This window comes from Sorangiineae bacterium MSr12523, assembly GCA_037157775.1.
Classification (GTDB): domain Bacteria; phylum Myxococcota_A; class Polyangia; order Polyangiales; family Polyangiaceae; genus Pendulispora; species Pendulispora brunnea.
In genome coordinates this window covers 3253727-3266749 of sequence record CP089982.1, presented here as the reverse complement: position 1 = coordinate 3266749, position 13023 = coordinate 3253727, and the positions used below count along the sequence as shown (strand labels likewise).

The 13023-nt window shown below is 63.6% G+C and carries 12 protein-coding genes; 10 read left to right on the top strand and 2 right to left on the bottom strand.

Going from position 1 to position 13023, the window contains the following annotated elements; genetic code table 11:
- The first annotated feature begins 3 nt into the window (after positions 1-3).
- From LZC95_13285 to LZC95_13245, 9 genes are all read left to right on the top strand, one after another.
- A complete protein-coding gene (locus tag LZC95_13285) occupies positions 4-315 on the top strand; it encodes a TerB family tellurite resistance protein (protein WXA97803.1) in 312 nt (103 codons plus the stop codon).
- A gap of 4 nt (positions 316-319) precedes the next feature.
- Positions 320-3961 (top strand): hydantoinase B/oxoprolinase family protein, encoded by a 3642-nt coding sequence (locus LZC95_13280; GenBank protein WXA97802.1) that lies wholly within the window; start codon positions 320-322, stop codon positions 3959-3961.
- Positions 3958-5232, top strand: a complete 1275-nt coding sequence (locus tag LZC95_13275; protein WXA97801.1) for an MHS family MFS transporter — start codon at positions 3958-3960, stop codon at positions 5230-5232. The genes LZC95_13280 and LZC95_13275 overlap by 4 nt, the downstream gene beginning before the upstream one ends.
- Before the next feature lie 227 nt (positions 5233-5459).
- Positions 5460-5828, top strand: coding sequence for a nuclear transport factor 2 family protein (locus LZC95_13270; GenBank protein ID WXA97800.1), 369 nt, complete (start codon positions 5460-5462; stop codon positions 5826-5828).
- Positions 5829-5952: 124 nt separating this feature from the next.
- Positions 5953-7692, top strand: a complete 1740-nt coding sequence (locus tag LZC95_13265; GenBank protein ID WXA97799.1) for an FAD-binding protein — start codon at positions 5953-5955, stop codon at positions 7690-7692.
- A gap of 68 nt (positions 7693-7760) precedes the next feature.
- On the top strand, positions 7761-8090 hold the full coding sequence (locus LZC95_13260; protein ID WXA97798.1) for a copper-binding protein: 330 nt from the start codon (positions 7761-7763) through the stop codon (positions 8088-8090).
- A gap of 5 nt (positions 8091-8095) precedes the next feature.
- Positions 8096-8464 carry a copper-binding protein gene (locus tag LZC95_13255; GenBank protein WXA97797.1) on the top strand — a complete coding sequence of 123 codons (369 nt, stop codon included), beginning with the start codon at positions 8096-8098 and terminating at the stop codon, positions 8462-8464.
- A 73-nt stretch (positions 8465-8537) separates the two neighbouring features.
- Positions 8538-9149 carry a peptide deformylase gene (locus tag LZC95_13250; GenBank protein ID WXA97796.1) on the top strand — a complete coding sequence of 204 codons (612 nt, stop codon included), beginning with the start codon at positions 8538-8540 and terminating at the stop codon, positions 9147-9149.
- Positions 9150-9189: 40 nt separating this feature from the next.
- The gene (locus tag LZC95_13245; protein WXA97795.1) at positions 9190-9540 is read left to right on the top strand and encodes a GFA family protein; all 351 of its coding nucleotides are present in this window, start codon (positions 9190-9192) and stop codon (positions 9538-9540) included.
- 107 nt (positions 9541-9647) lie between these two features.
- Here the strand turns inward: LZC95_13245 and LZC95_13240 are convergent, their stop codons facing one another.
- The gene (locus LZC95_13240; protein ID WXA97794.1) at positions 9648-11045 is read right to left on the bottom strand and encodes a M20/M25/M40 family metallo-hydrolase; all 1398 of its coding nucleotides are present in this window, start codon (positions 11043-11045) and stop codon (positions 9648-9650) included.
- 74 nt (positions 11046-11119) lie between these two features.
- Here LZC95_13240 and LZC95_13235 point away from each other — a divergent pair, with 74 nt between their 5' ends.
- Positions 11120-12055: a helix-turn-helix domain-containing GNAT family N-acetyltransferase gene (locus LZC95_13235; GenBank protein WXA97793.1), complete on the top strand. Its 936-nt coding sequence runs from the start codon at positions 11120-11122 to the stop codon at positions 12053-12055.
- Here LZC95_13235 and LZC95_13230 read toward each other — a convergent pair.
- A complete protein-coding gene (locus tag LZC95_13230) occupies positions 12052-12981 on the bottom strand; it encodes an RNA ligase (protein WXA97792.1) in 930 nt (309 codons plus the stop codon). The genes LZC95_13235 and LZC95_13230 overlap by 4 nt on opposite strands.
- Positions 12982-13023: the final 42 nt, after the last annotated feature.

Below are 13023 nucleotides of genomic sequence, written 5' to 3'. Positions count from 1 at the left end.
GCGATGGACGTACGAATCGCCAAGTGCCTGCTCCTCACGAAGGTTCTCGTCGCGGACGGCATCATGACCGAAAATGAGCGCGAGCTCCTCGAGGGCACGATGGAGCGCCAGGGCCTTTCGCCCGAAGAAAAGCGCAGCGTCTTCGACTTGGAAGGATGGGATGCTGCCGAGGCGGTGGTGGCCCAGCTCCCCGACGAGGAGAAGCGCCAGCTCGTCGATCAACTCATCGACGCGGCCTCGGTCGATGGGCGCCTGTCTCCACTGGAGGCCGCCACGTTGAAGAGCATTACGGCCGCTCTCGGACTAGATTCCTGAATTTGTGAATCCTTCCTGGCAGCGGCAGCGGCAATGGCAATTCTGGATCGATCGCGGCGGCACGTTCACCGACTTGGTGGCACGTGACCCGAGCGGTACGATCTTCACGCACAAGCTCTTATCCCACGCCCCCGAACGTTACCGCGACGCTGCCTTGGCGGGCATTCGGCATTTCCTCGGGGTGGCCGAAGGCGAACCGATCCCGGCCGAGCGCATCGACGTCGTGAAAATGGGCACGACGGTGGCCACCAACGCGCTGCTCGAGCGCAAGGGTGAGCCCACGGCGCTGGTCATCACGCGCGGCTTCGGCGATGCGCTGCGCATCGCGTACCAGAATCGCCCGCGGATCTTCGACCGCCACATTGCGCTGCCCGAGCTGCTTTACACGCGGGTCATCGAGGTCGACGAGCGCATCGCCGCCGATGGCACCGTGCTCACAGCGCTCGATGCCGAGCCCGCCGCCGAGCAATTGCGTGCAGTGTACAAGGAGGGATTTCGCTCGGTGGCCATCGTCTGCATGCACGGCTACCGCTATCCGGACCACGAGCGGCGGCTCGCCGAGTTGGCCCGAGGCATGGGCTTCACGCAGGTGAGCGCCTCGTACGAGTGCAGCCCGCTCATGAAGATCGTCCCGCGCGGCGATACCACCGTGGTGGACGCGTACCTTTCGCCGATTCTGCGACGCTACGTCGACGAGGTCGAAAAAGAGCTTTCCGGCGTGCGACTCATGTTCATGCAATCCAACGGCGGCTTGGCGGAGGCCCATCGCTTCCGCGGCAAGGACGCCGTCTTGTCGGGGCCGGCCGGCGGCATCGTGGGCATGTCCAAGACGTCCGAACGCGCGGGCGAGACGCACGTGATCGGCTTCGACATGGGCGGCACCTCGACCGACGTCTCGCATTATCAAGGCGAATTCGAGCGCACCTTCTTCGCGCAGATCGCCGGCGTGCGCATGCGCGCGCCCATGTTGAACATCCACACCGTGGCCGCCGGCGGCGGGTCGATTCTCACCTTCGATGGAAGCCGGCTGCGGGTCGGCCCCGAGTCGGCGGGCGCCGTGCCCGGCCCGGCGTGCTACCGCCGCGGTGGTCCGCTCACGGTCACGGATGCGAACGTGATGCTCGGGCGCATTCAAACGGATTACTTCCCGCGGGTGTTCGGTCCCTCGGGCGATCAGCCGCTCGATGCCGGCGTCGTGCGCGCGAAATTCGAGGAAATGGCCGCTGAAATAGGCCGCCCGGCAGAGGATATCGCCGAAGGCTTTTTGCGCATTGCCGTGGCCAACATGGCCAATGCCATCAAGAAAATATCGGTTCAGCGGGGGCATGACATCAAGCGGTACGCGCTCACCACCTTCGGAGGCGCGGGCGGCCAGCACGCGTGCCGCGTCGCCGACGAGCTCGGGATGACCAAGGTGCTCTTTCCGCCCTTCGCCGGCGTGCTGTCGGCCTACGGCATGGGGCTGGCCGACGCCGTGGCCATGCGCGAGCGCGCCATCGAGGCCGAGCTCACCGAGACGCTGGTGCCTGTGATTGCCGAGGCGGGCGACGCGCTCTGCGCGGAAGCGCGCCGCGAGCTCGAAGGAGACGGGCTGCCTGCCGCATCCATTTCGGAATCGCGCCGGGTGCACCTGCGCTACGCGGGGACGGACTCGAGCTTGCCCGTGCCCTGGGGCCCGCGCGCGGAGATGATCGCGGGCTTCGAGCGCGTGCACCAGCAGCGCTACTCCTTCGTGATGGATCGGCCGCTCGTCGTCGAAGCCATCTCGGTGTCGGTGGTGGGCTCGGCCGAGGCGCCCGATGCCCACGTCAGCGCGCGCCCCGTGCGCAAAGGCGAATTGGCCTCGTGCGGGGTGGCGCGCATGTTCCACGAGGGCGCGTGGGAGGCGTCGCGCATCTACCGCCATGAGGATCTGCGGCCGGGCGATGACGTGGAGGGCCCTGCCATCATCGCGGAAGCCAATGCCACCATCGTGGTCGAGCCGGGGTGGCGCGCGACGTTCCGCGAGGGCGACTACCTGACGATGACGCGCGTTCGGCCGCGGACAATGACGCATGCCATCGGCGCTGCCGAGGACCGCGTCGACCCGGTCATGCTGGAGATCTTCAACAATTTGTTCATGTCCATCGCCGAGCAAATGGGCGTCATGCTGGAGAATACGGCGCACTCGGTGAACATCAAAGAGCGCCTCGATTTCTCCTGCGCCATCTTCGATAGCGAGGGAAACCTCGTGGCGAATGCCCCGCACATGCCCGTGCACCTCGGCTCGATGGGCGAGAGCGTGCAGGAGATCCTCCGCCGCAATGCGGCCCAAATGAAACCGGGCGATGCCTACGCCGTGAACGACCCGTACCACGGCGGCACGCACATTCCCGACATCACCGTAGTCACACCGGTGTGGAGCGACGACGAAAAGGACATTCTCTTTTACGTCGCCTCGCGCGGCCACCACGCGGAAATTGGCGGCATCACACCCGGATCCATGCCTCCGTTCAGCAAGAACATCGAGGAGGAAGGGGTTCGCTTCGACAATTGGCTCCTCGTCCAAGGCGGCCGCTTTCGCGAGGACGAAACGCGCGAACGGCTCGAGCAGGCGCGCTATCCATCTCGAAATGCGAAAAGCAACTTGGCCGATTTGCGCGCGCAGGTGGCGGCCAACGAAGAAGGCATTCATCAACTCCGTAAGATGATTGCGCACTTCGGACTGGACACGGTGCGCGCGTACATGGGACACGTTCAGGACAATGCCGAAGAGGCCGTGCGCACGGCCATTTCCGCGCTGCACGATGGCCAGTTCTCCTACGAAATGGACAGCGGCGCGCGCATCGAAGTGGCCATTCGCGTAGACGCGGCGGCGCGCTCGGCGGTCATCGATTTCAGGGGAACCTCGGCGGAGCTCGCGAGCAATTTCAATGCGCCCAAGTCGGTGACCTTGGCGGCCGTACTTTACGTATTCCGCACCTTGGCGCAGGGCGATATCCCGCTCAACGCGGGCTGTTTTCGCCCGCTGCGGGTCATCATCCCCGAGGGTTCGATGCTTGCGCCCTCGTATCCTGCAGCGACGGTCGCTGGCAATGTGGAGACCTCGCAGGCCATCACCGGTGCCTTGTATGCGGCGCTGGGGCTTCAGGCCGAGGGCTCCGGCACGATGAACAACGTCACCTTCGGCAACACGCGGCATCAATATTACGAAACCGTGGCCAGCGGCTCGGGCGCGGGGGACGGCTTCGACGGCACCGCGCTGGTGCAGACGCACATGACCAACTCGCGCCTGACCGATCCCGAGATCCTCGAGTGGCGCTACCCCGTCGTGCTGGAGAGCTACGCGATCCGCCGGGGCAGTGGTGGCCATGGGCGATGGCGCGGCGGCGACGGCGGAACGCGGCGCATTCGCTTCCTCGAGCCGATGACCGTGTCGGTGCTCTCGGGGCACCGGCGCGTCCCACCGTACGGCATGGCCGGAGGCGCGCCCGGCGGCCTTGGGAAGAACTGGGTCGAGCGCGCCGGGACCAATGGTGGAGGCATCACGGAGATGAAAGGCTGTGACTCCGTCGATGTCGAAGTGGGTGACGTCTTCGTGCTGCAAACCCCCGGCGGTGGCGGTTACGGCGCCGCCTCCAACGAGACAGCAGGAGCTGTGACATGAGCAGCAAGGCACGCCGCGTGGTCATCGCGAGCCTCGTGGGTACCTCGCTCGAATGGTACGACTTTTTTCTGTACGGCCTCGCCGCCGCACTCATCTTCAAAAAGCTGTTCTTCCCGACGTTCGACCCGCTCGCCGGGACACTCGCCTCACTCGCGACCTACGCCGTCGGCTTCGTCGCGCGGCCCATCGGCGGGGCCGTGTTCGGGCATTTTGGCGACAAGATCGGCCGCAAGAACATCCTCATCTTCACCTTGGTGCTGATGGGAGCCTCCACCTTTGCCATCGGCCTGCTGCCGACATACGACTCCATCGGGGTGGCTGCGCCCATTCTGCTGGTCGCGCTGCGCTTTCTCCAGGGCCTTGGGCTCGGTGGCGAGTGGGGCGGCGCCGTGCTCATGTCCATCGAGCACAGTCACCAAGCGCGCCGCGGCTTGGCCGCGAGCTGGCCACAAGTGGGCGCCCCCGCGGGCAACCTCCTCGCGGCCGGTGTGCTCGGCGTGCTCTCGGCCGCCATGCCCGACGAGGCCTTCCATCGCTGGGGGTGGCGCCTTCCCTTCTTGCTCAGCGCGGCGCTCATCGTCGTGGGCCTCTGGATCCGCCGCTCGATCAGCGAGTCGCCTCTGTTTCTCGAGGCCAGCCAGAAGCACGCCGTTCCCAAGATGCCGCTGCTGGAGGTGCTGCGGCAACATCCGCGCGAGCTCTTGGTCGTGCTGGGCGCGCGCATCGGCTCCGACGTTTGCTACTACATCTTCGCGCTGTTCATCGTGACCTATGCCACGCAACACGTCGGCATGCCGCGGGAGGTTGCGCTGCACGGTGTGCTCATCGGGTCCGCATTTCAGCTCGTGTTCATGCCCCTCTTCGGCGCGCTCTCCGACCGTTACGGCCGCCGTCCCATCTCGCTCGCGGGCGCCATCGGCGCTGCGGCCTGGGGCTTCGTGTTCTTTCGCATGCTCGACGCCAAGAGCGCGCCGCTTCTCTTCGTCACCGCCATCGTAGGCCTCTTCTTTCACGCCGCCATGTACGGTCCGCAGGCCGCCTTCGTCAGCGAGCTCTTTTCCACGCGCCTGCGCTACAGCGGCGCGTCCCTGAGCTACCAGGCCGCGGGCATCCTCGGTGGCGCACTCGCGCCCATCATCGCCCTCGCCCTCCTCACCTACTTCGGCACGTCCGTCGCCGTGAGCCTCTACCTCCTCGGAGCCCTCGGCATCAACATCGCCGCCATGCTCGCCGCCCCCGAAACCCGCGACACCGACCTGCTGAAAAGCTAGAGAAATTTCACAGGGAGGCGGGGAGACGGGGAGTTTTTAGGGTTTCAATCGGCTCACTGAGCAAATTTGAAACAGAAAAAATCCTTCCCGCCTTCCCGCCTTCATGTGAATTCTCTTCTTCTTTTGCGGAGCGCGCCTTACCTCGCAGGTAATTGAGACGTTTCCTTGCTCGCCCCATGGTGAGCGGTGTCGGAGATTGATTCGACACGAAACAAGGAGCCTTTCTCATGAGCCGATCCGTCAGTGACCTGGTGCAGGGATACCTCGATAGCTGGAACGAGACCGATCCGGGCGCGCGCCAAGCTGCCATCGAGAAGAACTTCACGAATGATTGCACGTACACGGATCCGTTGGCCGCCGTCGCCGGCCGCGAGGGACTCGATGGCTTCATTGCCGCCGTGCAATCGAAGTATCCAGGAATCGTCTTTACGCTCGGTAGTGCGATTGATACGCACCATGATCAAGTGCGCTTCACATGGCACGCTGGACCGCCTGGGTCCAAAGAACCGGCTGCCATCGGCTTCGATGTTGCGGTATTCGAGAATGGCAAAATTCGTCACGTATTTGGATTTCTCGACAAGGCCCAGCCCGCCTAACGCCCCCTCGGTGCATCGGAGACGGGTGTCCAAATTAGCCTTGCAGAAGATTTTTCCGCTTCGCCTTGCATGAAGATGGACGAATCGAGCGAGCACCGGACATTCGAAATACGGGGGGAGACACATGACATCGAAATCTCGGCGGAGCTTCCTCGCAACGGCAGCCGGCGCAACGGCGATGGGAATGATGAACTGGGCGGAAGGCATTCCGCTGTTTCGGATTCCCGTCGCCAGCGCGGCCTCCACGCTGCCCGCGCCGTCCCGTTTTCCAACTTTCCTTCGACTCTACCAACAAGCCTATCAGAACTGGTCCGAACAAATTACCGTCGAACGGGTGTGGACATGTGCCCCGGCGAATGCCCGAGAGGTCGTCGCCCTGGTCAATTGGGCATACCAAAATGGATATCGCCTTCGTCCGAAGGGGATGAGTCATAATTGGTCCCCCGTTCTTTTGCCGAATGGTTCGGATGTTTCGAAAATCATTCTCGTAGACACCACCCGACTCACCTCCGTGCGCGTCGATGCACGCGGGCAAGTCAAGTCGGTCACCGCCGGCGCGGGAACGCTGATGGCGAGGGTGCTCGAGGAGCTCGAGGCGCGCGGTCTCGGCTTCGCGGCCATCCCCGCCCCCGGCGACATCACCGTCGGTGGTCTTCTGGCCATCGGCGCGCATGGCACGGCCGTCCCTGCGCGGGGCGAGACGCGGACGCCGGGGCAGACGTACGGCTCGTTGTCGAACTTGATCCTCTCGATCACCGCGGTGGTCTGGGACGGATCGCGCAACGAATACGTGCTGCGCACCTTTCAGAGGAACGACCCGGACATTCGCGCGTTCCTCGTGCACCTCGGACGCGCCTTCATCACCGAGGTGACCCTGCAGGTCGGCGCGAACGCGCGCCTGCGGTGCCAGAGTTGGTACGATATTCCGGCGCGCGTCGTCTTCGCACCACCGGCCTCCGCGGGACCGCACTCCATGGCCGCCCTCACCGAAAAAGCGGGCCGGGTCGAGGCCATTTGGTTTCCCTTCACCAGCGTACCCTGGATCAAGGTTTGGTCCCTCGCACCGGAAAAACCTTGGATTTCCCGCCACGTGCGCAAGCCGTACAACTACGGATTCGCCAATTCGATCACGCAGGAGCAATCCGAGTGCATCGAGCAGATCAACGCCGGCGCGACCTTCCTCACGCCGCTGCTCGCGAACATCTTCACGGGCGCCGCCGGTGCGGGACTCATCGCCTCCGGCACGTGGGATCTCTGGGGTTGGTCCAAGGACGTCTTGCTGTACGCCAAGGCCACCACGTTGCGCGTAGCCGCCTTGGGGCTCGCCATCGTGACCGCGCGCGAAAACCTCCAGCGCGTCGTCTCCGAGGTGTACGCCGAATATTCGCGGGCCATCACGGCCTATCAGCTCAAAGGCCAATTCCCCATGAGCGCCCCACTCGAAATCCGCATCACGGGACTCGATCATGCACGCGACGTGCAAATCCCTGGGGCGCAATCGCCATTGCTCTCGGTCGCAAGGCCACGGCCCGACCATCCCGAGTGGGATACGTGCGTGTGGATCAACATGCTCACCATCCCGAAGATGCCGCACGCGAACGAGTTTTATGCGGAGATGGAGCGCTGGATCTGGACCAACTTCTCCGGGTCGTACGCCACCGTGCGGCCCGAATGGTCCAAAGGCTGGGCCCATACCGACACGGGGGCATGGTCCAACCAAGCGGTGCTATCCGGCGCCATCCCGGACACGTTCCGCGCCGGCCAAGCGAGGGGCGACGATTGGGATACGGCCATCGCGATCCTGGATGGCTATGATCCTCATCGCATTTTCGCCAATCCGTTCCTCGACACGCTTCTCACGTAAGCGTCGGTCGGCGTCGCCGCGACATTTTGTCGCTCCACAACGCGACGGGAACGTGACAGAAGGGCGGCATGCCGTTGTTCGCACCCCGCACCCTTTTCGTTGCGTTCCTCGTCGCGTCCGCCTGCGCGGTCGGGCAAGGCGTCCGTCCGTCCGTCGCCGAGGCGTGTGGCTCGGAAACGCACACGGCGCGGGGTGTGGTGCGCTCGTTCGGGCCCGAACGAAAATTCGTGAACATCGCCCACGAGAAAATCGAAGGCTACATGATGGCCATGACCATGTCCTTCGAGCCGCGCAGCTCGGGCCAGCTCGAAGGGCTCGCGGTCGGTGACAACATCGCGTTCACCTTCACTGCAACGGAAGACGGGCGCCGTCTCATCGACTCGATTACGAAGAAGTAAAGGCCGTGGCGGAAACACGTTCCTTTCTCCGCCGGCACCTTCCCTGGGCGCTGTCGGCATGGGTCCTCCTCACAGCCGCCGTGGTCGGCGTGGTCGTGTGGCTCGATGCGCGACGCCAGCCCCCACCCGCCGCCGAGAACGAGGCCTCGCGGCACGAAGCCACGGGCGTGATTCGCTCCTTCGGTGATGGCCGAAGCTACGTCAACATCGCGCACGATCCCATCGACGGCTTCATGGCGGCCATGACGATGGCCTTCGAATTTCAGAGCGCCGAGCAGGCGTCGGGCCTCGACGTTGGAGATCGCGTCAAATTCTCGTTCTCCGCGGATCGACAAGGGCGACTCGTCATCGACAGCATCGCCAAAGCCCCGTGACAAAGCGGGGCCATGGGTTGGGCCCTTGCGTCGCCGTCGAGCTTCGGTGCGCGGCGCAGGCTATATAGATGGTATGACCGCTCCCTCGTTGGTCCCGATCGTCCAAGTCGGCGCGCCCGTGTTGCGTGGGCTTGCGCACGACGTCGACCCCGCGCGAATCCCCACCAAAGAGTTCCGCGACCTGGTCCAAACGATGATTGACGTCATGCGCCAGGCCCCGGGTGTGGGCCTGGCGGCACCGCAAATTGGCATTCCACTCCGGCTCATCGTGCTGGAAGACCGCGAGGAATTCCTCGCGCAATTGAGCCCGGAGGAGAGGGCCCTGCGCGGACGCGTCGCCTTCCCCACGCGCGTATTCGTCAATCCGGTGCTCACGCCCATCGGCAACGAGACGGCCACCTTCTTCGAGGGGTGCCTGAGCGTCAGCGGCTATGTCGCCCTGGTGGAGCGCTACCTCGAGGTGGAAGTCACCGGCCTCGACGAAAATGCGGTACCGCAGACGTGGCGGGTGCGCGGCTGGCCCGCGCGCATCCTGCAGCACGAGGTCGATCACATCGGCGGCACCTTGTACATCGACCGCATGAAGTCACGCTCGTTCGCCACCGTCGAGGCGGCGAAGGAGCACTATGCGAGCAAATCCATCGCCGAAATCATCCACGCCCTGGACGCGAACCGCCCCACGTAGGTCACTTGACGACGTGCTCATATGATGGTTCGTGAACCTGATGAAAACGTACTCAGGCAGCTGCCATTGCGGAAAAGTTCGATACGAAGTTACGGCTGAAATCGACAAGCTCATGCAGTGTAACTGCTCGATGTGCTCGAAGCGGGGTCACCTTTTGACCTTCGTCGGTGCCGACCAGTTCCGCCTTCTCGCGGGCAGCGACGCGCTCCAGGATTATCAGTTCAACAGAAAGATGATCCATCACCTGTTCTGCTCGACCTGCGGCGTCTCATCGTTTGCCCGTGGCCAAAAGCCCGACGGCTCCGAAATGGTCGCCATCAACGCCCGCTGTCTCGAGGGCGTCGACGTCGCGGCCTACCCCATCCAACACGTCGACGGAAAGAATTTCTAAGAAAGAGAGAGATCACATGAAGGCGGGAAGGCGGGAAGGTTTTTGAGATTAACAATCAATTTCGAATCCCTTCCCGTCTTCCCGCCTTCATGTTCAATTCTCTCTTCTTATTTGCGGCCGGGCGCCAAATCTTTGGCCAGTTCTTCGTACAAGAAGATGGCGCTCTTGATGGCTTTTTCCCAATCGCCCAAGTGCAAGCTCTCGTTCTCCGAGTGGGCGTTGGTGTACGGGTCCTCCACGCCAATGAGCAGCGCCGGCACGCCACCGAGTTCGTTGGCAAAAGGCTCCACGAAGGGAATCGACCCGCCGCAGCCGATGGTCAGCGGCTCACGCCCATAGCCCTTTCGCAGCGCGCGGAACGCGGCCTGGAATGCGATGTGGGACGAATCGGTGTACCACCAGCGCCCCGTGTGCTCGGCCTTGATGTCGATCTCGAGGCCCCACGGCGTCGCCTTCTTCAGCGCCTCGACGAGCCGGTTTTTCACGTCCTCGGGATCCAGATCGGGCACCACGCGAATGCCCACGCGCGCCCACGCCGATTCGCAAATGATGTTTCGCGCGTCCTTGCGGCTGCTCGCCTGAATGGCATTGACCGAAATCGATGGATGACGCCAATTGGTCTCCCACCAATGGCGGCCTCCGAGGAGCTCCACCCCGGGCAACAATCCCGCTTGCTCGCGGAAATGCGATTCGTCCCCCGGCAGCGCCTGAATGCTCGCACGCTCCGCCTCGGTCAGCGGCTTCACTTTGTCGACGATACCGGGAATGGCAATCGACCCGTCCGGATGGGTCAGGCTGGCCAGAATTCGGCATAGTCCCATCACCGGATCGGGCACCGGCCCACCCCACATGCCCGAGTGCAGCGATTGCTTCAGCGCGCGCACCTCGACATCCACCGCAATGATGCCGCGCAGCGACGTCGTGATCGACGGCAGCCCCGTTTCGAAGTTCCCCGTATCGGTGAGCACGATGGCATCAGCCTGCACCAGCTTGGAATTTTTCCGCAGAAACTCCGACAGGTGTCCCGAGCCAATCTCTTCTTCGCCCTCGATGACGACTTTCACGTTGAGCGGAAGTTCGCCGGCGCCCTTCAACCAGGCATCGACGGCCGACGTGTGCACGACGATGCCCGCCTTGTCGTCCGCCGCGCCGCGCGCATAAAGGCGGCCATCGCGCTCGGTGGGCTCGAAAGGCGGGCTCGCCCACACCTCCGGATCGCCGGTGGGCTGCACGTCGTGGTGTGCATACAGAAGGACCGTGGGCTTGCCCGGCGCCTTCAGGATCTCTCCATAGACATAAGGATGCGCCCCCTCGACCTCGAGAAGCTGCACATTGTCGAACCCGCGCTTCTTCAGGAGCAGCGCCGTCGCCTCCGCGCTCGCCCGCACGTGGCGTGGATCGAACCCGTCGAACGACACGCTGGGGATGCGTACCAGCGTCTTCAAATCCTCCAGGTACTCGCCCTTCAGCTCTTCGAACTGCTTGATCGCTCGCTCTATCGCCATGGTCCGATCCTCTAGCAGTTAACTTGACGAAAACCGAGGGCGGCTCCATATCTTTGACTGTGTCAACGAATACATTGACTGAAGCCAACGATACGAATCCGGTCACCAGCGTGCGAGCGTTCAATCGCTTTTGGACGACCCGCATCGGAGCGCTTGGTGGAAGCCATCTGCAGAGCACGTATTCGCTCACCGAGGCGCGCGTTCTGTTCGAGCTGGCGCAACGTGGGTCCAATCAGGGCATGGAGGTGGCCGATCTCCGGCGCGAGCTCGAGCTCGATGCGGGCTATTTGAGCCGCATTCTCTCGCGCTTCAAGGCGGACCGGCTGGTGTCGCTCGAGTCGTCGGAGACGGATGCGCGCAAGCAGGTGGCGTACCTCACCAACAAAGGGCGCGACATCTTTTTGGCGCTCGACGCCAAATCCGCCGAGTGGGTCTCGAGCATGCTCTCCTCCCTGTCCGCGGAGGACAAACGGCGCCTCGTGGTCGCACTCCATACGGCGCGCACCCTCCTCGAGGGCGCGCCGCAACCGCCATCGTACCTTTTGCGCCCGCTCCGCCCGGGCGATCTGGGCTGGGTCATTCGCCGCCACGGCATCGTCTACGGCGACGAATACGGTTACGACGCATCGTTCGAGGCGTTGGTCGCGCGCATCATGGCCGACTACATCGAAAACTACGACCCCGAGCTGGAAAATGCCTTCATCGCCGAGATGGACGGCGAGCCTGTGGGCAGCATCTTCTGCGTGAAAAAAACGGCCACCATCGCCCAACTCCGCTGCCTCATCGTGGATCCCAAGGCCCGGGGCATGGGCGTAGGCAGCCGCCTCGTCGACGAGTGCATCCGCTTCGCCCGCCGCGCCGGTTACAAGAAAATGGTCCTCTGGACCCACGACTCCCTCGTCGCCGCCCGCCACATCTACGAACGCGCCGGCTTCACCCTGCAAAAACAGGAGAAGAACCACAGCTTCGGCCAACCCGTCGTCGACCAAACTTGGTCACTGACCCTCTAGGCCGTGCGCGCAAGCTCCAGGGCGAGCTCCAAAATGTGCGCGCGGAGCTGGTCTTCCGCGGCGGCATCGAGCGACGCCATGGCCACGGGAAACGCCGCCTCGAGGTCGACGAGGACGTCCAGGACGACCTCGTCCAGCAACTGCTCGCGCGAACCATGTCCCACCTTGGAACGAGCGCTGGCCAAACGCGGCAAATTCACCAAACGAGTCGCCAAAGCCTGGAGTTCATGCCCCGATAGACGAATATCCGAGTTCCACGGTTCGCTTTCGTCGAATTGAACTTCGCTGAACTCGGGTATCTTGATTTTGAACACCGGCCGGTTCTCGGGGGCGAGATCCGCATCGGGCTTCAACACGAGCCCCTCGGCGAAATTGTTCGGCAGCGCCGGCAGATCCCGCGGAACGCGCGTCAGAAACCGAGACTCGAGCGCGCCCACCTCGGAACGTGTTCCTTCGAGCATCGTTGGGACGAGGCCCAACCCGGTGCCTTGCGTACATTCTTTCAATTTGGAATGCGCTAGGAAAACGCCACCATCGACGAGAATGTCGAAAAGCGCAAATTGGATATCCGGCGCATACCAAATGCCCGTCTGCACGGGGGTGACGCCATGGACCGGCGCCACGTCGGAATGGGGATACCCTCCGCCGTAGAGCTCTCCGTAGAAATACGTGCGGCCGTGCCCCCCAAGGCGCCGGTGCACTTCGCGAACGGCGGCATCCAACGGAGACCGAAGCAGTTGCCACCCGAAGAACACGTCGCCCGCGTCGAGCCACGACTTTCGCTTACCAAAGCGGACGACAGCGCCATCCGTGCCCATGACGAAGTGAGCACCGTGGATCTTTTCCGTCGCGACCCAGCGGGACACCTTCGACGGCACAGCATCGCGAAGGTGCAGCGGGATCTTCGGGAAAGGGCGATGTTCCATCGGTCGCGGCCGGGCAGAGCATGGCAGGTGATGTCGGTCGCG